This is a genomic window from Sporosarcina sp. P12(2017) (assembly GCF_002743035.1).
GTDB lineage: Bacteria > Bacillota > Bacilli > Bacillales_A > Planococcaceae > Sporosarcina > Sporosarcina ureae.
In genome coordinates this window covers 101,687-123,477 of sequence record NZ_PDYL01000009.1, presented here as the reverse complement: position 1 = coordinate 123,477, position 21,791 = coordinate 101,687, and the positions used below count along the sequence as shown (strand labels likewise).

Below are 21,791 nucleotides of genomic sequence, written 5' to 3'. Positions count from 1 at the left end.
GCATTAAGATGAATGAATTTTTGATTTTCTATGCACCTTTTTTGGTCATTATCGCAGGTATCGCACTATCGTTCTTTGTAGTCTTGAAGGACGATGCAGTGACAAAGAATGAATATGAAAACAGTGAAAAAACAGACGTGTGATTCCGTCTGTTTTTTTGTTTGCTTCCCATGGTACACTAGGAGTATCTGAAAGATGGAGGAAAGATCATGAGCTTTGCAGTAAATAAAAATGAAAAAATACGAGTGACTATAGAAGATCTAACACATGATGGAGCGGGCGTAGCGAAAGTAGAAGGCTATCCTTTATTTATTCAAGGGACATTGCCTGGGGAAACAGTCGATATCCATGTATTGAAGACATTGAAAAAATACGGATTTGCGAAGTTACTGAATATCGTGGAACCATCCTCATCCCGTGTGACACCGCCTTGTCATGTATTCCCGACATGTGGAGGCTGCCAATTGCAGCATTTGTCCTATGAGAGCCAGTTGATTCAGAAACGTAAATCTGTCCGCGATGTAATGGACCGGATCGCTAAGCTTCCTGACGTACCTGTGCATGAAGTGAAGGGGATGGATGATCCGTGGCGTTATCGTAATAAATCACAAATACCATTCGATACGGAGAACGACCGTGTAATTACGGGTTTCTATAAAGCTCGTACGCATCACATCGTGGATACAGATGTTTGTCTGATCCAAACGATAGAAGCAGACGAACTGATGGCGATGCTTAAGTATAAACTTCAACAGCTGGGTATCGAGACATATGATGAACATACACACAAAGGCATGCTGCGTCACTTGATCGTTAGAAAAGCACGTCAGACAGGTCAAGTGATGGTTGTACTCGTGACTCGACATAAAAAATTCCCGCAAAAAGACGCGGTAGTCGAATTAATTCAGCAACAATTACCGAATGTGACGTCTATTATGCAAAATGTGAATACAGCGAAAACGAATGTCATCATGGGGAATGAAATGATTAATCTATATGGAGCAGATGTCATCATTGATCGAATTGGAGATATTGAATTCGAGATTTCAGCACGATCTTTCTATCAAATAAATCCTGTACAAACGGAAGTATTGTACCAACAGGCACTTGATTTTGCGAACCTGACCGGAAATGAAACGGTAGTGGATGCGTATTGTGGAATAGGAACGATTTCATTGTTCTTGGCTAAACAAGCGAAGGAAGTATACGGAGTTGAAATAGTACCGCAGGCGATAGAAGATGCAAAGCGTAACGCGGAACTAAACAATATTACCAACGCACGCTTTGAAGCAGGTCCGGCAGAAGAGATTATTCCAAAGTGGTACGCGCAAGGTAAGCAGTTTGATGTATTAGTCGTTGATCCACCACGTAAAGGGTGCGATGAAAAATTACTAGAAACCATTCTAACGTATAAGCCGAAGAAGATTGTGTATGTGTCTTGTAATCCAGGAACATTGGCGCGAGATTTACGCATTCTTGAAGATGGGGGCTATCGCACGAAGGAAGTCCAGCCGGTAGATATGTTCCCGCATAGTAGTCATGTGGAGTGCGTAGCTTGGCTGGAATTGACATAGTTTGGTAGCGTTAGATTTATCGGTTTTCAGTTGAATAGTAAAGTGTGTTTTATGTTTCCCCTCGGACGAACGGTTCGGGGGATTTACTGATGGCCTTAGTTCAATAAGAATTAATATAAAGAATATTTAAGATGTTAGCTGGAATGAAATTAGCTTTGTCGTTATATCAATGTTCATATAGATGAAGTGTAAAGTCTACAAACACGCTTTTTGTTGTTACCTATAATGCATAGCAAGAAGGTATAGAATACGGAATTGATTTTGTGATTTTACATACAGGAAAATGAAGAATGTAATGTCGTGGATGGTCAGAAACGATTAATAAATAATGCCTGTGCTACATTGAATTCAATGTTGTACAGGCATTTTGAATTATCACCATGAACGTAATCAATAAAAAGTCATTTTCTTTTCATACCAATACTTCTGAAGTTTGTGTTGCCTTTTTCAACATTCTTTTCAAACTCGACAACCACAAAGTATTTAGTTTCTCCTATCTTCTCAACACTTATGACTTTTCCGTTACGCCCTTTTATCCTCACGCTTTCATCCACGGCTGGTATTATCCGTGATGCTACATTGAGAACTTCAATTTTGTTTTCAAAATAATGAATGGCATACATTTTCTAATCCCCTTATTTAAAATGAGTGTTGGTATATATCCATTCTATGAAGGTGATTGTGAATTAGAACGTGGGCAGGTGATTTTGCATACCAATTTGTTTGTCACGCAGGTACCCTTTACTTAGACATATACAAACTGGTGCATTCGCACATAAATTAGTAAAACGGCAGGAGGGCATGATATGAAGAACAAACAAGTATCTACTAAGGTTAAGTCCTCGAGATCTAAATAGTATGTTTTTGAAAAAAATGGGGTCTTGTTAGTGTTACTCTCATTGCTTATTTTACTATTCGCTCCTAATTCGCTTGTCAATTGTGTAGAGCTTCTTTTGTTAATCATAATTCCAGCAGTTGCAGCTGTATTTTCTTTATAGGAGCATTAAAGTTTTTTGGTGTTTGGGGTGCTATTGAAGCATCTTTATCAACTGTCTTAACATTTATGAGTATTGAACCCGCGACGGGAATTATTTCAATACTTGCGGCACCTACGCTGGCGGTTGCTCAACTTGCAGAGTTACCAAGTACAGTAGATCCCCAATTGATTGTAGGAGCGTTTGTATTGGCAAACTCTGGTTTACCCTTATCCGTTATCTTTGGTCAGGTACCTGTAACTTGGGTAGAAACATCCAATCTCAACGAAAAAGAAGCTTTAAAAGCCACATTGATAGGCTTGATCCTTCGATTTGCAACTACTTGGGCATTGGCGGTCTTCTTAACGCCGTTTTTGGTGAACTAGATGAAGAGTGCAGGTTATATCATAAAAGGGAAAAAGATTGTTACTGTCAGCAGGTTAGGGACGATTGAAAACGGGGCTTTGGTAGTTTTAAATGGGAAAATTTTAGATTTAGGAAATTGGAGGAAGCTTCAAAAACGGTATCCGAGTTTCTTTGTTATTGATTACTCGGCTTACGTCATTACGCCCTCTTTAGTTGATTGCCACACTCATCTATTAGAGTTTGCACCATCTTCACTATATCCTGACCTACCAAATGATCATTTTGATGTAGGTAAAGCACTTCTTTTAGATGCTCTATCAGCAGGAATAACAGCAGTGGGAGAACAAATATGTGGACATCCACACTTTGATTTTTCTATTAACGATTACCGGAAGGCTGTTTTAAATATGCCGTTGGATGTTTCTTTTGCAACGACAAGCATATCGATTGGCTTCGAAAAGCTAGCTCATTTCACGGCAGTTACACATTCAAAAATCGTCGAGAAAGCAGATTTAATTGACCCGAATTTGGTACAAATGATTGCGCAAGCAAGTGACTATCCAGGCGAAAACATATTTATTAATGCAACGCCGGCAAACTTTACTGTAGATGAAGTTCCAAGGGCAGGAGAAGTCATTTATACATTAGAGGAATTAAAAAGGATTGTAGAAATATACCATCAGTGTGGAAAGCGGGTTGGTGTTCATGTAGCTGGTGAGTATAGAATAAAAATGGCACTAGATGCCGAAGTGGATGTTTTGCACCATGCACATGGCATCACGGACCGGTTAATAGAACGGGCTTCAAAACAACATGTGGAAATAGTTGCCCCCTATGGGTGGAACTCATTTGCCTCCTAATTCTCCAGAAGAAGTTCTTAGACTAGTGAATAATAATATTACTGTCTCAATTTCAACAGATGCTTATTTACCGCCATATCAAGGAAATACTTGGCTGCCATTTAAGGATCAGACATTGAGGGGGCCTGATGTATTAATGTTAATTGCCCATCCTGCCATGAACCTTTTAAAAGAAAATAACTACGGTGAAAATGAAATTTTGGCATTACTTACTGCAAATCCAGCAGCATTATTAGGCCGGGAAAATAGTTTTGGAAGATTAGAGCAAGGATTGGATGCCAACTTCCTAGTAGCTGAAGGTATTCCAGGTTTAGAAATTACAAGTGTTGAAAGTATAAGTAAAGTTTTCTTTCGAGGCGAAAAAGTAATTGACCGAAAAAAAAACGAAATTGAATAGCATTGCACAGTGCAAATCGGGCACAATGAAGAATTCATTTCCTATATAAATTGAACATAATTTAGGGAGACCTAAAATTATTTTTGAGTGACAGTCACTTATGTACCCGGAATGGATAATTGGTAAAAAACGAAAGGCATTTTATCACTTCAAACCAGGCAAAATAATCCGATATTAATAAAGTTAGTAGAAGACATGATATGAATAAATCGGAGAAGAGGATTGGAGAAAATGTTTAACTTCAAAAGTATCAAAATTAAATTGTTATTCGCGTTTTCACTTGTTATTTTATTAGTCATTCTATTGGGTGTTTATAACATTTCAGTAATTATGAAGAGCAATAAAGAAGCGAGAAATATTGTAGAGAAAGAGCTTCCGCTGTTAATTGCCAACGATCAATTGGCATTATCAATGGCAAATCGGATAGGGACTGCTCGTGGGTATGTATTATTCGGAGGGGACTACAAAGATCGCTTCAACGAATATACGGAACAAGGGGCATACTATGGGGATATAGTAAAGGAGATTGGTGCCACAGAGGAATTCAATCAGCTTATCGAACAGACGATTGCTTGGCGGACGAAGATTGCTTCAGACGTCTTTGACGAGTATGATAAAGGGAACACAGAGGTAGCGATTCAAAATTTGGATGCAGCTACCGTTATGGTTCGTGAGATCATGGCCGGTTATGAAAAAATGGCTGAAGACAGCCAAACAACTATCAATAAGATTGAGCAAGAAATTATTGCTGGGGGAGAAGCAACACTTCGTATTGTTGCAATCGTCACCATTTTAGTGATTGTACTTAGCGTAGCTGCTGCTCTTCTGACTGCAAATATGATAACCAAACCGATAACAATGGTGAGGGATCGAATGGATGAAATAGCAAAAGGGGATTTAAGTGGAGAAATGCTTGGAACACGAACTAGAGACGAAATCGCTCAACTTATCAATGCGACAAATGAAATGAGCAACAATACGCGTCAGTTATTAAATCAAATCAATATAGTTTCCGATTCCGTAACAGGTCAAAGTGAAGAATTAATCCAGTCAGCGGATGAGGTGAATGCAGCTGCGCATCAAATTGCAGTTACGATGCAAGAGTTGGCTGTCGGTGTCGAAGGGGAGGCTAGGAGTGCAAGTGAACTGGCTGTTATGATGGAGTCCTTTACAAGTAAAGTCGAAGAGGCGAATGAAAAAGGTGAACATATTCAACGCGCTTCAAGTGAAGTGCTTTCTATGACTTCAGAAGGTAGTCAATTAATGGAGTCTTCGAATGAACAAATGGCTAAGATTGACCAAATTGTGAAGGAAGCAGTTCAGAAAATCCAAGGATTGGATGCACAATCCCAAGAAATATCCAAGTTGGTTGTCGTGATAAAGGATATTGCTAATCAAACGAATCTGTTGGCCTTAAATGCCGCAATTGAAGCAGCAAGAGCAGGTGAACATGGAAAAGGTTTTGCTGTTGTAGCAGAGGAAGTGAAAAAACTTGCAGAACAGGTGACTGTGTCTGTAACGGATATAACAGACAACGTAACGAGTATCCAAAATGAATCAAGTTCTGTAGCAGGATCATTGCTAGAGGGTTATGAAGAAGTAGAAAAAGGCACGAATCAAATAAATAATACGACTGAGACATTCAATGGAATTAGTAATGCTGTGACAGAAATGGTTAGGCATATTCATACCGTCACGGAAAACTTATCTGAGATTGCAGGAAACAGTCAGAAGATGAGAGGTTCCATTGAGGAAATTGCAGCAATTTCTGAAGAATCATCCGCGGGAGTAGAACAAACCTCTGCCTCCTCACAACAAACAAGCAGTTCGATGGAAGAAGTAGCAGGAAGTTCCAGACAACTTGCCGAACTAGCCGAGAAACTGAACGGAATGGTGCTGCAATTTAAACTTTAATTTCACGAGAGACAGTTTCTATATATTGATTTTTATGTACATGTGGTCAAGCCCCGTAAAAATGGACATAAAACTGATGCTTAAATTGCGCCACTAAGCACTCTTACAATACGTAGCTGGAAAAGATGACGGTGATAAATAACCGAGTCTTTTCTGGCTACGTTTTTTTATACGCGTAGACCTGTTATTTGAATACTAGTATTATTAATAAAATGCTCTATAAAAAAGATTGACTGGTCAGTAAACGTGGTTTACAATTAGGGGAGATTTTTCAGAATTTTGAGAGAGGTGGATGTTAAGAAGTTTAATTTAGGATCTACTATAGTTTTATTAGTAAAAAGTTGATAAGTATAACAAATAGGTAAATAGTTTGTATAATAGAAATGTTATTTTAAAGATACTATTCCGAAATATTTTTGATGATCATATTATTTTGTACTACTGAATATATTTATTTAAATAAAAGATTGACCGGTCAAATTTTACGGGATATAATTAAATTGTTGAATATTCACATTATTTTAAAAGGTATATGCAAAATTGAGAATTGAGGTGTAGAAATGAAAGATCAAAATCTTCAAATGTTAGTAAGTCCAGCTCAAACAATTGCGGTTGTGGGAGCGAATAATCGTTTTGCCACACTTGTAATGCTAGATAATTTAAAGCAGATGGGATATCAGGGTACTATTTATCTTGTAAATCCTCGATATGAAAATATTGGTGGCATTCAGTGCTATCAATCTCTACTAGATATTGATAAAGATATTGACGTTGTCATTGGACTGGTGAATCCTCGCTTGATGATGGAAGTCGCTAGTGCAGCTAGTGCAATCAAAGCAAAAGTTCTCGTGATCCCAGGTGGAGGCTATGGAGAAAGTGGACGTGAGGGAGAAGAAATTCAAAACCACATTCTTGAAAGCGCTTCAAAAACGGGAATGAGAGTAGTAGGACCGAATTGCATGGGATATTTTGATATGCAGAATCGTTTCACACCATACATTGGGACATTGCATAGGCCGCTACGTCCATTAAAGAAAGGTAGAGTATCTATTGTTTCACAGAGCGGTTCAGTTAATGATGCTTTTATTGCCTCTAGACTAGGTATCAATAAAATTTATTCCACTGGGAATGAAGCAGATATCAAAATGGCTGATTATATAAATTTATTAGCCAATGATCCTGAGACATCTGTCCTTATTTTATATATTGAAGCCATTAGAGATCATCAAGCTTTCTTACGAGCACTCGACCTATGCAGTAGCAATAAGAAACCTGTCATTGCTATGAAAGTAGGTAGAACAATAAAGTCGGCAGCTGTTGCAAATGCACATTCAGGAGCACTTGCTGGAGATTATAGGATCGAGAAGCTGGTTCTTGAAGAACACGGAGTGATATTTGTTGATGATATTGATGAAGCGGTTGCAGTAGCTCAATTATTATCTCAACCATATCTTCCTACTAAAAAAACAGTTTCTGCACTAACCGTATCAGGAGGGCAAGCTGGATTATTGCTTGACTTGGCAGAAGATTATGGCGTTGAATTTGCCGATTTTTCTGAAGATACAATAAGAAAAGTGGGCGATGAGCTTCCTGAATTGGGTGTGTTATCTAACCCATTAGATATTTGGGGGAAGAGTAGCAAGGATTTTTCAGAGGTATCAAATCTTTGTTTAACATCTTTAACGGAAGATCCGAATATTGGTCTCATTACAGTTGCGATTGATGCACCTAACGGACAAGGAGATCATGAATTTGATTTTACGGGTACTCCTGCAAAAGATCTTGCGGAGTTACGAAAAACATCAGATAAACCGTTCTTATACTTTAGTCATATTCAAACAGAGTTCGATCCAAGGGTATTGGCGATTTTGGATGAGGCACAAATTCCAGTGATCCAAGGTAGTCGAAATGCGCTGATTGCCTGTCGTGCATTATTCCAATATGCAGATTTCTTAGATCGGAAAAATCATACACGGATTTATTCATTCGAACAGACAGATCAATCTCAACCGACTCTGCTACATGATGATGAAGGAAGAGAGTTGCTTGAGAACAACGGATTTTCGTCACCTAGAGAAAAAGTGGTAACCGCTCTTCAGGATGCTATTGAATATGGCGATTCGATTGGCTATCCTGTCGTGTTAAAAGCACAAGGATTAGCACATAAAACAGATGTAGGCGGAGTCGCTCTGAATATAAATAATGCAAATGAGTTGAAAGCTGCATGGGAAGGTATGGCACATCTCAATTCCCCATTTTATTTAATTCAAGAAATGGTAACTGACGGATTTGAAACCATTTTAGCTTATAAAACAGATGTTCAGTATGGTCCGATTGTTATATTTGGGTTAGGAGGCATCTACACAGAATTATTTAATGAGGTAGTCTTAGCAGTTCCACCGATTTCAACTGAAAAAGCAGAGCGCATGATCCGTAGTATACCTATGCTTTGGAAAAATGTTCAAGGGTTTAGGGGGAATCCGCCATTAGATAAAGAGGCATTAGTTCAGTCTATTATACAAATGGGTAAAATGGCTACCGAAAAGTATGAGGAAATCGTGGAATTTGAAATTAATCCGTTAGCCGTTCGTACAACTGGAGTGGTCGCATTGGATGTTCTAGCATCCGTAAAAAAAACTGTTAAAGAACATCAGGGAGAATTGATTAGGTAAAAAATTCGATATGTATACTAAATAAGATGAACCAAAATACACAGATTATCGTTGCAGAAAAATTAGTTCTATGTATCCTCAGGGAGGTAATAGATTTGAGAAAAACTAAAATTGATTGGTTTATATTCATCTCCACATTTGTATTGATTGTTGCAATTTGCTTACCATTGATTCTGTTTCCTGAAAAGGGTAGTGAGTTGGTTAATATAGCCAATGGCTTTGTCACAAAAAAGTTCGGTATGGTTTTTCTTTGGGCAGGAGCAGGTGGATTCGCCTTTCTAATTTACTTATACTTTAGTAAACATGGGAAAATAAAGTTTGGTACAAAAGATGAAAAACCAGAGTTTTCAAATTTTAGTTGGGGTGCAATGATATTCTGTGCTGGAGTTGCTTCTGGGTTAGTTTACTGGGCTACGATTGAATGGGCATATTATTTTAAAGCGCCTCCATATGGCATTGAAGCAGGAACTGTTAATGGAGCAGAAATTGCAGCCGCTTATGGAATATTCCATTGGGGCCCATCGGCTTGGGCATTTTTCGTTTTACCGGCTATTCCAATTGCATATTCATACTATATCTTGAAAGTACCTATATTACGACTAAGTGAAATTTGTAGAAATGTGATAGGGAAGCGTGCAGATGGCCTATTAGGCAAGGCTATTGATATTGCGTTTATGTTCGGAATCTTAGGAGCAGCTGGTACATCTTTAGGTTTAGGGACGCCATTAGTCGCTGCAGGAGTAAGTAAGCTAACAGGTATAGAGGCATCCATGGGAATGAATGTGTTTATACTAATATTATGTACAGCATTATTTACATGGAGTGCCTATTCGGGTTTAAAACGAGGATTGAAAGTTTTAAGTGATATAGCTATTGTTTTCTCCATCCTCTTGTTAAGCTATGTCCTTATGGTTGGACCGACTGAATTTATATTGAAAATGGGAACAAACAGTATTGGAATGCTATTTAGTAACTTTATACGTTGGAATACGTACACAGATCCAGTAGGAAATTCAGGATTTGTTGAAGGATGGACTGTTTTTTATTGGGCGTGGTGGATTGTTTACACTCCATTTATGGGATTATTCATTGCCAAGATATCTAAAGGAAGAACAATTCAACAAGTGATCTTGGGAGGAATTGCATGGGGTTCGTTGGGGTGTACAGCATATTTCACGGTACTAGGTAATTACGCCATGAATTTACAACTTACGAATGCTTTATCGGTAACTAGCTTGGTAGAGCAAATAGGTGCACCGGCCGCAATTATTGAAGTCATCAATACGCTTCCCTTTGGCTGGTTGGCTGTATTAGTATTTAGTTTCATTGCCTTAATATTTTTAGCTACGACATTCGATTCTGCTGCGTATATGATGGCATCGGCAACTACTCCTAAAATTAAAATAAATGAGGAGCCAGCTAAATGGAATAGATTGTTTTGGGCTATTACTTTGTTTATCCTGCCAGCTACTTTGATGGTTCTTGGAGGAGATCTTCAAACAATACAAACGGCTTCAATTTTAACAGCGCTGCCTTTTATTTTAGTGATTCTACTTCTTGTCGTTTCTTTAATGAGAATGCTGAAAACAGAAGCGCATCTTGAACAGGATACGGAGTTAGAAGAAGCTGAAGTTGTTATTCAAAGTTTGGAAAAGGAGAACCTAGGATCAGTCAGTATCAATTTACAAAAAGAAAATCTTGGAATCATAACGGACCAGCGTTTGGATAGTGGTATTGTAAAATTTGAAAATAGAGAGGAAGAAAAATATGAAAGATTATAAAACAGTTTTATATAAAGTTGAAAATAACATTGCGACGATTACTTTAAATCGCCCGAATAAGTTAAATGCGGTAACCGAGCAAATGACAGAAGATGTCTGGGATGCATTGGATCAATCAGAAAAGGACTCGAATGTAAAAGTGGTAATTTTGGCAGGAGCTGGAGGAAACTTCTCTGCTGGTGCAGACCTTAAAGAGTCTATGGATTTACCGTCTCCTATTGGCGATGAACCGTCAGAAGTATATCGTGCACAATTAGAGACGTTCTTACGGGTTGGACTAAAATTATGGGACTTGAAAAAACCTGTTATTGCAGCAGTGGATGGACACGCTTACGGTGTAGCAGCGGATTGGATATTCTCGGCAGATCTGGCCATTGCGTCTAATACGGCTATGATCGGTGAACCTGAGATTCGTTTTGGCGCTGCACCTGCTACGTTGATGATGCCATGGATAGTAGGCATGCGAAAAGCTAAAGAACTACTCTATACCGGTGATTCCGTTGATGCGGAGGAAGGCTATCGCCTAGGTATTTTCAATCGGGTTGTGCCGCAAGAAGAATTGGTGGCAGAAGCTATAAAGATGGCGGAAAAAATGGTCAATATACCGCCATCTGCACTAAAAATCACAAAAATGACAATTAATAAGACATATGAAATGATGAATTTAAAACAATCGCTTGATTACAATATTGAAACGGCAATTTCTATGTTCTTCTTAAGCCAGGAACAAGAATTTGCGGAAGCAGGCCGAATCATTCGTGAGAAGGGTGTAGGTGCATTTTTAAAGGGAACAGAGAAAGTGTAAGCTTCCACTAAAAAGCCCGCTATGAAATCATAGTGGGCTTTTTGACGGCTGAATATAGTTGATAATGTTCGTTATAACGCCCCATGAATGGAGGCGAAACATATGCCTACTTCATTCATGGGGCGATAGTATAATTAGCTGTGCATGTATTCCTAGATTGATTCAAAGTGATCTATTATAGTTTAAGAACAGTTCTTCCTTTTGCTTGACCTTCCAAAATCTTTGACAAAGTAGTAGGCAACTCATCTAAAGTTACTTCAGTTGTAAGTACATCTAAATTATCAGGTTTCATATCAGTCGCCATTCGTTTCCATAACGCACTGCGTGTTGACATGGGACAATAAACAGAATCAATCCCAAGTACATTAACTGCTCTTAATATGAACGGAAAGACTGTCGTCGGGACATTAGTTCCTCCTGTTAATCCACTTACAGCAACCGAACCGCCATATTGCAGTGTGCTAACTATATAAGAAAGTGTATTGCCGCCAACTGGATCGATGGCTGCAGCCCAAAGTTGTTTATCGAGAGGTCTTATTTTTTCTGGTTGTAGATCTTGACGTGAAATAACTTCATTCGCACCAATATCATTGAGGAATTCTTTCTCGGTTTCTTTTCCAGTACTTGCAACTACATGATACCCTAGCTTAGCAAGCATAGATACTGCGAAACTTCCGACGCCGCCAGTGGCTCCGGAGACCAGAACGGGTCCCTTATCAGGTGTCACTCCATTTTCTTCTAATCGTTGTATAGAGAGTGCAGCTGTAAAACCAGCTGTTCCGAAAGCCATAGCTTCTTGCATGGATAAACCATCTGGTAATGGAACAATCCAATCAGCAGAAACTCGAGCGTACTCACTAAATCCGCCAAAATGCGAAACGCCAATTTCATAGCTCGTTGCGATAACTTCATCCCCTTCATTAAAGCGGGAATCTGTAGAGGAAACGACAGTACCTGCCATATCAATTCCAGGCACATGGGGATAAGCGTTGACTATCTTACCATTAGGAGTTGCTGCTAGCCCATCCTTATAATTGATACTGGAGTATCCAACTTTTATGATCACATCGCCAGCGGGCAAGTCACTTACTTTTAAAGTAGTGATTGTTGAAGAAAAGTCATTTTCATCTTTATTTACTAGTAAAGCTCTAAATTGTAAATCGTTCATTTAAAATCCCTCCAATGTAGATGTTATTGTTTGAAATGTTTTGACTGGTCATACTAATTTTCTTGCAGATATACCCCCTATACATCTCAAGCCTACCAGGATCTAAAAGATGATATATCTTGTTTCAATATTATAAAGCCTGTAACGTCTATTATACAACAGATATGTGACCGGTCAATCTTTTTTGGGATTAAGAGAATGTTAGGACTGCTTGCAGTTTAAATAAGTAACGATGGTTTCAAAACAATTGTCTCTATAACGAGAGTGAAGTGATTTGTCATTCCTCATCAACCACTGGAGAAGGCAACCATCAATCAAAGCGCGAATCATATGGCTTCCGCTTTCAATTTCTATCGTTTCAAAGATCCCTTCTGATTTACCTTTTTTTATGATTTCACTTCCGATAAACCAGCAATTTTTATAGAACATATTATTGACTTCACGAAACCGTTCGTTTTGGTTCACTTGAGCAAGGAATTCTAAGTAGACGCTGTAAAATATACGGTTATCCTCTGGACTTTTGAAAGCTGCATTCACGTATGCTCTCATTTTATCAATTGCGAGCTCTTCTTTTTGGATTGCAGCATATTCATTTTGAAATATACGATCAGTCATCCACTCAAGCAAATGATAAAAGACATCCTCTTTATTTTTAAAATAATAACTAATAACTCCTTTACTGACATCAGCATAGTCAGCGATATCTTGAAGGGTAACTGCGTTAAAACCTTTCTCGCTAATTGCTTTCAGTGTTGCGCGTAATACTTGTTTTCTTCTCTCTTCTGCTCTAGCATTCATTTACTTCACCTTCCAATTTTAAATTTCCTAAATCGATATTAATATGTTCAAGTACATAATGGGAGTGTCTATCAGTATAAGGAAAGTCCTTTTGTTATGTACTCATAACTGAAAAAATAGCTTCTATAGTAAAATCATATCATTAATTAGCAATTCACCACAAGGCCAATTGTATGCTTATTGCCGTTATGTCGTGAACCTTCCTTAATTTGAAGGTAACAATATTTATTTTTATTCTGTCCGGTCAAATTTTTATTGACTATGTTAGATATTCATATTAAACTAAAAGTGTAAAGAAGATTATTAATTTGAATAATTTAGAAAGGGGTGTAGAAGATAAAAGAGGAGTGAAGTTTACACAAATTTCTAAAGTTAAACATTCTAAAAGTTATAAATGAATTTATATCATTGAAATGGAGTGATTGTTGATGGAAAGTGTAAAAATTAGAGAATTTACAAATATTGATTTAAAAGTGGAAAATGGAGTAGGTTATGTTTCTATTAATTGTCCTCCTGCAAATACATTAGGCTCAACGACTATTAAAGGTTTGTCAGATTGTATGAATTTTATCGAATCTGACCAAAGCATTAAGGCTGCTGTATTAACAGGTACAGGTAAGATGTTTGTTGCAGGTGCAGATATTAAAGAGTTTACTGAAGCTTTCCATGATAAAGAAAAGGGTAAGAAATTATCTGTTGATGCACAAGCGGTATTAAATCAAATTGAGAGCTTAACTAAACCTGTCATAGCAGCGATTAATGGTGCATGTTTAGGCGGAGGTCTTGAACTTGCCATGAGCTGTCATCTTCGTATTGCAGCAAATGAAGCGAAACTAGGCCAACCGGAATTAAACTTAGGTCTGATTCCCGGATTTGGTGGTACGCAGCGATTGCCACGTCTAACGAATAAAGCAAAAGCACTCGAAATAATACTGACTGGTCAATTTATAAGTGGGGTAGAAGCTGAAAGAATAGGCTTAGTCAATAAATCTGTACCACTTGAAGAGTTATTAGATGAAGCGAAGAAACTTGCCGAATCCATTGTTTTAAATAAAAGCTCACATTCTATTCAAGCTGCGATCACTGCAGTTAATGAAGGTACAAAAACAACACTTTCTGAAGGACTAGAAATCGAAACAGAGCAGTGGGCTCAATTATTCGTGACAGAAGACATGGTAGAAGGTGTTAACGCATTTATTGAAAAACGTAAACCGGTTTTTAAGTCGTAACGAAACGTAAAAATACTACTCAAGCAGATAGATGTAAAGGGGTGTAAATTGATGAATACTTTTTACGAATTGCTAATGCCAAGCACGATCCTTTATGGAATTGATTCTTTCAAAGAAGTAGGAAAACAAGCGACAAAATTGGGTGGGAAGACCTTAATTATCAGTGATCCCATAATGGAGAAACTAGGATATGTGGAAGAGTGTAAGAACTTGCTCAACGAGAGTGGATTGTCTTACGTAACGTATTTGGATGTCGATTCAGAACCGACGGATGTACACGTAAAAGAAGCTATTGATATTTGCTCCCATGAAAAATGTGATCACATTGTCGCAATTGGTGGGGGGAGTTGTATTGATACTGCGAAAGCGGTTTCAGTATTGATGACAAATGGTGGTACAATGACAGACTACTTTGGGACAGGAAAAAAACTTACGAAGGAACCACTGCCGGTTATTGCAGTTCCTACAACTGCAGGAACAGGGTCTGAGGTGACAAAGGTAACAGTGATCACAGATGTCAAAACAGACATCAAAATGATGCTGGCCGATGCAAGTTTACTACCAGCAGTTGCTATTGTAGATCCGAATCTGACCGTATCGTGTCCGAAAGGCGTTACGGCAGCGACTGGTGTGGATGCATTATGTCATGCAATTGAAGCGTATATATCAAGGAAAGCGCATCCCGTTACTGACGTATTAGCATTGACTGCTATTGATCATATCATCGGAAGTATTCGAACCGCTTATGAAGAGGGGACGAATATGGACGCGAGATCAAGCATGGCGCTAGGTTCCATGCTGGCAGGGGCTGCATTTTCTAATGCTTCAGTGACGCTCGTTCATGGAATGTCTAGACCTATAGGAGCGCTATTTCATACACCTCATGGAATTTCTAACGCTATGCTACTACCAGCTGTGCTTGAATTTACTATGGAAGCAACAATTGATAGACTCGCACAAATTGGACAGCGAATTGTTAAAAATGCGAACACTTACTCAAATCGAGAATTAGCAATCGAAGTCATTAATGAATTAAAGCAACTCTGTTTTGATTTAGACATTCCTAATATGAAAACATATGGAATAGATAAAGAATTATTTACAAGTTCTTTATCAAAGATGGCAGCGGATGCAATTGAAAGTGGGAGTCCAGCAAATACGCCTAAGATACCTTCTGCAGATGAAATTATAGAATTATATCAAAAGTGTTATCATTATGACTTTAGTGAGAAAATACAATTTGCTCAACAAACAAACTAAGGAGGCGGTTTAGATGACTGTCAAGACAAACGTAGAAGAAGTAAAGAACTTTATTAATGGTGAATGGGTGATAGCGGATACTGAAGAATACGAAGAAGTGCCTAATCCAGCAACAGGCGAAATAATTGCCACTGTACCTATCTCATCCACAAAAGACGTAGATCAAGCGGTAGCAGTTGCAAAAGAGGCTTTTAAATCATGGAGTAAAGTGGCAGTCCCTAGACGAGCACGTATCCTGTTTCGTTATCAACAGTTGTTGGTCGATAACTGGTCAGAATTGGCGAAAATCATTACTATTGAAAATGGTAAAAGTTACACGGAAGCTTATGGAGAAGTGCAGCGTGGAATTGAATGTGTGGAATTTGCAGCAGGGGCTCCTACGCTTATGATGGGTGATCAGCTACCTGACATCGCAACTGGAGTAGAGTCGGGTATGTACCGCTATCCTTTAGGTGTGGTAGGTGGAATCACACCGTTTAACTTCCCGATGATGGTTCCATGTTGGATGTTCCCACTTGCAATTGCAGTTGGAAATACATTTGTTCTTAAGCCATCTGAAAGAACACCACTCCTAGCCAATCGTCTAGCTGAGCTTTTCAAAGAAGCGGGTCTACCGGATGGAGTATTGAATATTATACATGGTGCACATGACGTGGTAAATGGATTAATGGAGAACAAAGATGTGAAAGCGATCTCGTTTGTTGGTTCTCAACCTGTTGCGGAATACGTATATAAGACTGCTGCAGCCAATAAAAAACGTGTGCAGGCTCTTGCTGGGGCAAAGAACCACTCGATCGTTATGCCGGATGCAGACATGGATAACGCAGTTACAAATATTATCGGTGCTGCATTTGGCTCAGCTGGAGAGCGCTGTATGGCATGTTCCGTAGTTGTAGCGGTCGGAAACGTTGCGGATGAATTAGTTGATAGACTTGTAAAAGCTTCAGATGAAATAATTATCGGCAATGGGCTGGAAGATAATGTGTTTTTAGGTCCAGTCATTCGCGATTCACATAAAGAGCGAACTGAAAACTTCATCTCTGTAGGTGAGGAAGAAGGAGCTCGACTTATTCGTGATGGTCGTAATGACCAGGTAAAGGAATCAGGATACTATGTAGGACCTACTATTTTCGATCACGTGACGTCAGAAATGAAAATATGGAAAGAGGAAATCTTTGCTCCAGTACTATCCATCGTTCGGGTGGAAACTTTAGATGAAGCTATAGCACTTTCCAATGAATCTGATTTTGCGAATGGGGCATGTCTCTACACAGATAGCGCCAAAGCAGTAAGACAATTCCGAGAAGAAATGGATGCAGGAATGCTAGGAGTGAACTTGGGTGTACCAGCTCCAATGGCTTTCTTCCCGTTCTCTGGTCACAAAGATTCGTTCTATGGAGATCTTCATGCAAATGGAAAAGACGGAGTCAATTTCTATACAAGAAGAAAAATGCTTACGGCAAGATATTGAAATAATTACATCCAAATAGTTTAGGTGGTGAAGCATGTGGTGGTGTTAACAGAGGTGGACAATGGAGTAGGTTGGATAAAAATCAACCGTCCTAAAGTTTTAAATTCCATCAATATCGAAGTCGTTGAACTAGTAACGGAAGCTCTTGAAAAATGGAAAAATGATGATCGCGTAGTCTTCGTTTGTTTATCAGGTGAAGGAGAAAAAGGATTTTGTGCGGGAGGGGATATGCGAAAGTTCTACGATTTGAAAAATGAGAACATCGAATCCTATGCAAATGAATTTTTTTCAAAAGAGTACCGATTAGATGCTACGATTCATCATTATAAAAAACCGATTATGGTTTATATGAATGGTGTCGTAATGGGCGGTGGTGTTGGTCTTTCCATAGGGGGATCACACCGAATCGTAACGGAGAAAACCAAATGGGCTATGCCTGAAATGAATATAGGATTCTTTCCAGATGTAGGGGCTAGCTTTTTCCTGAATCAACTACCAGGCTATACTGGACGTTACCTAGCACTCACTTCAAAAGTGATACCCGCAAGTGATACTATTTATATGAATGTTGCAGATTATTATATGGAGAGTGCCAATTGGGAAACTATCCAAAGTGAAATGCGCACCAAACAATGGTCTGCTGAATCAATCATGGTAGATTTAGATGCGTTTATTCAATCCTACTCTACTGAAACGCCAGGTCGCTCACAGTTGTCGGTTGAAAAGGAAGAGATAGAACGGCATTTCCAATTTGAAACAGTTGAAGAAATCGTGGATTCTTTGCAAAATGCAAAGGCTAAAGGTAATGAATGGGCAGAATTAACAGTGAAAAATATTCTTTCAAAATCGCCTACGTCTTTAAAAGTTACCCTCCAGCAATTAATCAACGGACAAAGCCAATCGCTGTTAGAATGTTTGGAAATGGAAAGAAATATGGCCCTTCATTTTATGGAGACTGCAGACTTTTATGAAGGAGTTCGTGCGGTATTAGTGGATAAAGATCATTCTCCAAAATGGAATCCACCATCAATTGCGGAAGTCACGAATGAAGACGTAGAGAAGTATTTTTCTTCAATCAAAGTATAATTTGCTGAAATACAATGTGTTTGCGTGTATGAATGCATTACCAACATTTTATATACAAAATAAGAATCTATTCTGCGCAAACGGTTTCTTGCGTAGAATGGATTCTTTATTTTTATTACACTTATTTAAGTACGTTTAATCGAACTTCTCATGGCTGGAACTCACACTCATCAGCTGTCATCAAGAGCTTTCAGAATAGCATTTTAGCTAACAATTTTCATGAGTTAGTAAGGTCCCACTCCTCTTTCGCTTTCTCATTGAACAGTGGTTAATCTTTAATCAGTGGGGGATCGAGCCCCCTCTGATTAAAGATTAACTTTATTGAGAGTGATACTTAAAAAAATAAGTTTGGATATTTTTGCAAAGTTTATTCAGTGTATTGCCAAAAAAAGAAGCATAAACACTACCTTCACACTTTGTTTCTCTCTTGTTAAAAACCTTCGAAATCCGTAATCTACCTTAAAACTTTGATACACCTTCCACATGAAATGATCAAATCCATTTGCTAGTACTTTATAAAATGAGCAAAAATTAGGACCCTGATCCCTCATATATTAATGAAAGGTAAGGCCCTTAATGTTTAGTAATAGATTAAAACCGTTTTATGCTTTTCCTAGAAGACCCTCAACTTTGTCCAAAGAAATTTTTGCTTTAACACTGTCAATAATTTCTTCGGTTTTTGCGATGATATTCATATATAAATATAAATATACTGTTATAATTTAAAATTAGACCAATACTTTCTCTTATCTTCTTATTTTCTACCTTAAGAGGCATCCTATAATCTCCGGAAATTTTATAAAAATTAATATGTCCGACGTGATTCAGATGAATACACTCATAAAAATGTGGACATCATAGAACCGATGCGGAATTTGAATTAATTATGCAACAGTTAATGAAGAAATATCCTAAGTATCGACTTCATGTTACAATTACTGAATTAGTTATTTATAATAGGGAGGAGGGTACTCATATGGCATTAGGCATATTGGAAATCATGTATATAGTTTTAATAGTCCTAGCGATAGGAATTCAAGTCGTATTATATAAAAGTAAATCCAATAACAGTATAATTATAATCAATATGTTATTTGGCCTGCTTTTATCGTACCTAGCGTTTACAACTTTTCCTTCAAACTTTGCAATTCAAAGAACACTAGCCGTCGTAATGGGGATAGTAGCTATATTGGCAGTTGTTATTAAGTTCAGAAGTGAAGAGCTTGTGTTGTTAAGTAAAATTGCGCTCTCAATTTCTATCGTAGTTAGCTTAGCCTTATTATTTTTATGAAAAATTTTACACTATGAATAGAAATGACAAAGACAAGACGCCGTGTAAATGGGTGTCTTGTCTTTTTAACTTTTACTATCATAATCATAGTGATTTCAGATAACTATATATCCGTATTGTGAGTAGTATGTGTGGACTCCATTTCATCCGCTATAGCCTTCGTTTCGTGTACCGTACCGTGCGGATGATTTGGCGGTGCATAAATAGAATACAATTTGATGGGCACAGTACCGGTGTTTATTAAATTATGCCAGGACCCAGCCGGAATAATAATAATATCATCACCCTGAACGTGCCGCTCGAAATCTACTTGATCTTTTCTACGTCCCATCTGAACCATTCCTTGCCCTTCCTCAAGTCTAATAAATTGATCGACATGGGGATGTATCTCTAAACCAATATTCTCTCCCGGTGCAATACTCATAAGTGTGAGTTGCAAATGGTCACCTGTCCATAACGCGGTGCGAAATGTTTGGTTCCTTTTTGTTGCCTCTTCTATATTAATCGTGAAAGGCATAGGACCATAATCTGTTTGACTATGGTGTGATAGTACAGCATGAAATTCAGACTGATTCATTTGCTGTGAAGGATACACAGGGAAACAAGGCCATATATACATCGGGTGATACCAACACGCTAATATGAAATTAGAAACAGGTTGATGGATAACACTCATCCCTCTCCTTATATTTTCATCATAGTATATGTATGGAACTCTAATTTGTGTTTAAAAGAAAAATGAGTAAACAGCTAAACTTATTGTGACTAGAATTCACAAAGTAGTCATATGTAAGCGGTTCAACTTTGAATGAATTGTGAAGGTATTCACAATGTGGCCAAACCAATTGAAAAGGATAGTATACTAAGGGTGACAAGAGAAGTTGATTATAGATTCTCGCCTAGTGAATCAACATACAACTAAAAAGGAGATTGAACAATATGTGGGTTATCACTTTGTTCGAAACAGAAAATGTACGGATCTTTGAATATGCAGAGAAAATAGAAGCTACCACTGCCATGGAAAAATTCAATGAGTACGCTGTTTTATCCTATACAAAATAAAAAGTACTGAACATACACATAGCTAATAATAATGAACGATATAAAAGAATGTCAAAGGGAGATGGACAAACATGTGGGTAATTACTTTATTTACTCAAGCGAATGTACGAATATTTGAGTATGCAGAGAAGGTAGAGGCCATGAATGCAATGAAAAATTTTAGTGAATATGCCGTTCTTACTTACACAAGATAAGCAGTTATTACCTTAACCGTAGCGTACTTCGCTACGGTTTTTACATGTAAATTGAATTGGAACTTATATAATTGGAGATGCTAGTTCACGGCCGCTGTCGAAGGATGTAATTTTATGTTGATGAAAAAATTAAGTTATATGTATAAAATTATGCATAATTTCTAATTCGTTGATAAGAAAACGTTTGCAGACACAATTACGACATATGTAAGCGTTTTGACTTTGAATGATTTGTGAAAAGCTTCACATATCGGTTTCTTTTGTTGTAGAACAGAGTATGATAAGAGTAACAAAAGAAATTGGTTAGCAGATTCCATTCAAGGAACTATGCTGCCAAACAAAAGGGAGACTACACAGCATGTGGGTTATCACATTGTTTGACGAAGCAAACGTAAGAATCTTTGAATATGCTGAAAAGGCCGAAGCGACAAATGCAATGAAAAACTTTAACAATTACGCAGTTCTAACATACACATACTAAGTGTTGGCTTTACTATTGATAAATGAATACAAATTAAAAGGAGACTGACAAACATGTGGGTTATCACATTATTTGATCAAGCAAACGTAAGGATCTTTGAATATGCTGAGAAGGCAGATGCAACAAAAGCATTGAAGAACTTTAACAATTACGCAGTTCTAACATACACATACTAAGCGATGCTTTACTAGTGATAAATGAATACAAATTAAAAGGAGACTGACAAACATGTGGGTAATTACTTTGTTCGACCAAGCAAACGTACGTATTTTTGAATATGCTGAGAAAGCAGAAGCGACTGACGCGATGAAGAACTTCAGCAAATATGCAGTTCTTTCATACACAAAATAATTTCATCATCACATGCCCGTAGCGATGTACTGCTGCGGGTTTTTTATGCATCCATTA

General features: G+C 38.0%; 22 protein-coding genes. 18 read left to right on the top strand and 4 right to left on the bottom strand.

Annotated elements, in window-relative coordinates; all coding sequences use genetic code 11:
• The first annotated feature begins 8 nt into the window (after window positions 1-8).
• Together cydS and rlmD are read left to right on the top strand one after the other, a co-directional pair.
• Complete coding sequence (cydS, locus tag CSV80_RS18030; RefSeq protein WP_255407648.1) at window positions 9-143, top strand: cytochrome bd oxidase small subunit CydS family protein; 135 nt, start codon at window positions 9-11, stop codon at window positions 141-143.
• A 66-nt stretch (window positions 144-209) separates the two neighbouring features.
• The gene (rlmD, locus tag CSV80_RS09225; RefSeq protein ID WP_099670603.1) at window positions 210-1,574 is read left to right on the top strand and encodes a 23S rRNA (uracil(1939)-C(5))-methyltransferase RlmD; all 1,365 of its coding nucleotides are present in this window, start codon (window positions 210-212) and stop codon (window positions 1,572-1,574) included.
• A gap of 401 nt (window positions 1,575-1,975) precedes the next feature.
• Here rlmD and CSV80_RS09220 read toward each other — a convergent pair whose 3' ends face one another.
• Window positions 1,976-2,197, bottom strand: coding sequence for a hypothetical protein (locus CSV80_RS09220; RefSeq protein WP_099670602.1), 222 nt, complete (start codon window positions 2,195-2,197; stop codon window positions 1,976-1,978).
• A 440-nt stretch (window positions 2,198-2,637) separates the two neighbouring features.
• On the opposite strand from CSV80_RS09220, the gene CSV80_RS09215 reads away from it, so the two are divergent.
• From CSV80_RS09215 to CSV80_RS09185, 7 genes are all read left to right on the top strand, one after another.
• Window positions 2,638-2,934 carry a hypothetical protein gene (locus tag CSV80_RS09215; RefSeq protein WP_099670601.1) on the top strand — a complete coding sequence of 99 codons (297 nt, stop codon included), beginning with the start codon at window positions 2,638-2,640 and terminating at the stop codon, window positions 2,932-2,934.
• Window positions 2,935-3,774: an amidohydrolase family protein gene (locus CSV80_RS09210; RefSeq protein WP_099670600.1), complete on the top strand. Its 840-nt coding sequence runs from the start codon at window positions 2,935-2,937 to the stop codon at window positions 3,772-3,774.
• On the top strand, window positions 3,749-4,171 hold the full coding sequence (locus CSV80_RS09205; RefSeq protein ID WP_143560476.1) for an amidohydrolase family protein: 423 nt from the start codon (window positions 3,749-3,751) through the stop codon (window positions 4,169-4,171). The genes CSV80_RS09210 and CSV80_RS09205 overlap by 26 nt, the downstream gene beginning before the upstream one ends.
• 231 nt (window positions 4,172-4,402) lie before the next feature.
• Window positions 4,403-6,085 carry a methyl-accepting chemotaxis protein gene (locus CSV80_RS09200; RefSeq protein ID WP_099670598.1) on the top strand — a complete coding sequence of 561 codons (1,683 nt, stop codon included), beginning with the start codon at window positions 4,403-4,405 and terminating at the stop codon, window positions 6,083-6,085.
• A gap of 560 nt (window positions 6,086-6,645) precedes the next feature.
• Complete coding sequence (locus CSV80_RS09195) at window positions 6,646-8,757, top strand: acetate--CoA ligase family protein (protein WP_099670597.1); 2,112 nt, start codon at window positions 6,646-6,648, stop codon at window positions 8,755-8,757.
• A gap of 95 nt (window positions 8,758-8,852) precedes the next feature.
• On the top strand, window positions 8,853-10,538 hold the full coding sequence (locus tag CSV80_RS09190; RefSeq protein WP_158231878.1) for a BCCT family transporter: 1,686 nt from the start codon (window positions 8,853-8,855) through the stop codon (window positions 10,536-10,538).
• A complete protein-coding gene (locus CSV80_RS09185) occupies window positions 10,525-11,343 on the top strand; it encodes an enoyl-CoA hydratase/isomerase family protein (RefSeq protein WP_099670595.1) in 819 nt (272 codons plus the stop codon). Before CSV80_RS09190 ends, CSV80_RS09185 begins: the two co-directional genes overlap by 14 nt.
• A gap of 175 nt (window positions 11,344-11,518) precedes the next feature.
• Here the strand turns inward: CSV80_RS09185 and CSV80_RS09180 are convergent, their stop codons facing one another.
• On the bottom strand, window positions 11,519-12,511 hold the full coding sequence (locus CSV80_RS09180; RefSeq protein WP_099670594.1) for an NADPH:quinone oxidoreductase family protein: 993 nt from the start codon (window positions 12,509-12,511) through the stop codon (window positions 11,519-11,521).
• A gap of 201 nt (window positions 12,512-12,712) precedes the next feature.
• A complete protein-coding gene (locus CSV80_RS09175) occupies window positions 12,713-13,309 on the bottom strand; it encodes a TetR/AcrR family transcriptional regulator (protein WP_099670593.1) in 597 nt (198 codons plus the stop codon).
• Window positions 13,310-13,737: 428 nt separating this feature from the next.
• Here CSV80_RS09175 and CSV80_RS09170 point away from each other — a divergent pair, with 428 nt between their 5' ends.
• The 5 genes from CSV80_RS09170 to CSV80_RS09150 all read left to right on the top strand — a co-directional run bounded on the left by CSV80_RS09170 (window position 13,738) and on the right by CSV80_RS09150 (window position 19,646).
• Window positions 13,738-14,538: an enoyl-CoA hydratase-related protein gene (locus CSV80_RS09170; protein WP_099670592.1), complete on the top strand. Its 801-nt coding sequence runs from the start codon at window positions 13,738-13,740 to the stop codon at window positions 14,536-14,538.
• 51 nt (window positions 14,539-14,589) lie between these two features.
• A complete protein-coding gene (locus CSV80_RS09165) occupies window positions 14,590-15,798 on the top strand; it encodes an iron-containing alcohol dehydrogenase (RefSeq protein WP_099670591.1) in 1,209 nt (402 codons plus the stop codon).
• A 13-nt stretch (window positions 15,799-15,811) separates the two neighbouring features.
• Window positions 15,812-17,269 (top strand): CoA-acylating methylmalonate-semialdehyde dehydrogenase, encoded by a 1,458-nt coding sequence (locus tag CSV80_RS09160; protein WP_099670590.1) that lies wholly within the window; start codon window positions 15,812-15,814, stop codon window positions 17,267-17,269.
• A gap of 36 nt (window positions 17,270-17,305) precedes the next feature.
• Window positions 17,306-18,355 carry an enoyl-CoA hydratase/isomerase family protein gene (locus tag CSV80_RS09155; RefSeq protein ID WP_158231877.1) on the top strand — a complete coding sequence of 350 codons (1,050 nt, stop codon included), beginning with the start codon at window positions 17,306-17,308 and terminating at the stop codon, window positions 18,353-18,355.
• 976 nt (window positions 18,356-19,331) lie between these two features.
• Window positions 19,332-19,646 carry a hypothetical protein gene (locus CSV80_RS09150; RefSeq protein ID WP_099670588.1) on the top strand — a complete coding sequence of 105 codons (315 nt, stop codon included), beginning with the start codon at window positions 19,332-19,334 and terminating at the stop codon, window positions 19,644-19,646.
• A gap of 103 nt (window positions 19,647-19,749) precedes the next feature.
• On the opposite strand, the gene CSV80_RS09145 is transcribed toward CSV80_RS09150, so the two are convergent.
• Window positions 19,750-20,223 (bottom strand): cupin domain-containing protein, encoded by a 474-nt coding sequence (locus CSV80_RS09145; protein ID WP_233201557.1) that lies wholly within the window; start codon window positions 20,221-20,223, stop codon window positions 19,750-19,752.
• A gap of 362 nt (window positions 20,224-20,585) precedes the next feature.
• Here CSV80_RS09145 and CSV80_RS18025 point away from each other — a divergent pair, with 362 nt between their 5' ends.
• The 4 genes from CSV80_RS18025 (at window position 20,586) to CSV80_RS18010 (ending at window position 21,734) form a co-directional block, all read left to right on the top strand.
• Window positions 20,586-20,708, top strand: a complete 123-nt coding sequence (locus CSV80_RS18025; RefSeq protein ID WP_255407647.1) for a hypothetical protein — start codon at window positions 20,586-20,588, stop codon at window positions 20,706-20,708.
• A 552-nt stretch (window positions 20,709-21,260) separates the two neighbouring features.
• Window positions 21,261-21,383 carry a hypothetical protein gene (locus CSV80_RS18020; RefSeq protein WP_255407646.1) on the top strand — a complete coding sequence of 41 codons (123 nt, stop codon included), beginning with the start codon at window positions 21,261-21,263 and terminating at the stop codon, window positions 21,381-21,383.
• A 53-nt stretch (window positions 21,384-21,436) separates the two neighbouring features.
• Window positions 21,437-21,559, top strand: a complete 123-nt coding sequence (locus tag CSV80_RS18015) for a hypothetical protein (protein ID WP_255407645.1) — start codon at window positions 21,437-21,439, stop codon at window positions 21,557-21,559.
• A gap of 52 nt (window positions 21,560-21,611) precedes the next feature.
• A complete protein-coding gene (locus CSV80_RS18010; protein ID WP_255397466.1) occupies window positions 21,612-21,734 on the top strand; it encodes a hypothetical protein in 123 nt (40 codons plus the stop codon).
• The last annotated feature ends 57 nt before the right edge of the window (window positions 21,735-21,791 follow it).

Coding starts and splice junctions, on each gene's coding strand:
- cydS (WP_255407648.1), top strand. CDS start 9: ATGAATGAATTTTTGATTTTCTATGCACCTTTTTTGGTCATTATCGCA.
- rlmD (WP_099670603.1), top strand. CDS start 210: ATGAGCTTTGCAGTAAATAAAAATGAAAAAATACGAGTGACTATAGAA.
- CSV80_RS09220 (WP_099670602.1), bottom strand. CDS start 2,197: ATGTATGCCATTCATTATTTTGAAAACAAAATTGAAGTTCTCAATGTA.
- CSV80_RS09215 (WP_099670601.1), top strand. CDS start 2,638: ATGAGTATTGAACCCGCGACGGGAATTATTTCAATACTTGCGGCACCT.
- CSV80_RS09210 (WP_099670600.1), top strand. CDS start 2,935: ATGAAGAGTGCAGGTTATATCATAAAAGGGAAAAAGATTGTTACTGTC.
- CSV80_RS09205 (WP_143560476.1), top strand. CDS start 3,749: ATGGGTGGAACTCATTTGCCTCCTAATTCTCCAGAAGAAGTTCTTAGA.
- CSV80_RS09200 (WP_099670598.1), top strand. CDS start 4,403: ATGTTTAACTTCAAAAGTATCAAAATTAAATTGTTATTCGCGTTTTCA.
- CSV80_RS09195 (WP_099670597.1), top strand. CDS start 6,646: ATGAAAGATCAAAATCTTCAAATGTTAGTAAGTCCAGCTCAAACAATT.
- CSV80_RS09185 (WP_099670595.1), top strand. CDS start 10,525: ATGAAAGATTATAAAACAGTTTTATATAAAGTTGAAAATAACATTGCG.
- CSV80_RS09180 (WP_099670594.1), bottom strand. CDS start 12,511: ATGAACGATTTACAATTTAGAGCTTTACTAGTAAATAAAGATGAAAAT.
- CSV80_RS09175 (WP_099670593.1), bottom strand. CDS start 13,309: ATGAATGCTAGAGCAGAAGAGAGAAGAAAACAAGTATTACGCGCAACA.
- CSV80_RS09170 (WP_099670592.1), top strand. CDS start 13,738: ATGGAAAGTGTAAAAATTAGAGAATTTACAAATATTGATTTAAAAGTG.
- CSV80_RS09165 (WP_099670591.1), top strand. CDS start 14,590: ATGAATACTTTTTACGAATTGCTAATGCCAAGCACGATCCTTTATGGA.
- CSV80_RS09160 (WP_099670590.1), top strand. CDS start 15,812: ATGACTGTCAAGACAAACGTAGAAGAAGTAAAGAACTTTATTAATGGT.
- CSV80_RS09150 (WP_099670588.1), top strand. CDS start 19,332: ATGGCATTAGGCATATTGGAAATCATGTATATAGTTTTAATAGTCCTA.
- CSV80_RS09145 (WP_233201557.1), bottom strand. CDS start 20,223: ATGAATCAGTCTGAATTTCATGCTGTACTATCACACCATAGTCAAACA.
- CSV80_RS18025 (WP_255407647.1), top strand. CDS start 20,586: ATGTGGGTTATCACTTTGTTCGAAACAGAAAATGTACGGATCTTTGAA.
- CSV80_RS18020 (WP_255407646.1), top strand. CDS start 21,261: ATGTGGGTTATCACATTGTTTGACGAAGCAAACGTAAGAATCTTTGAA.
- CSV80_RS18015 (WP_255407645.1), top strand. CDS start 21,437: ATGTGGGTTATCACATTATTTGATCAAGCAAACGTAAGGATCTTTGAA.
- CSV80_RS18010 (WP_255397466.1), top strand. CDS start 21,612: ATGTGGGTAATTACTTTGTTCGACCAAGCAAACGTACGTATTTTTGAA.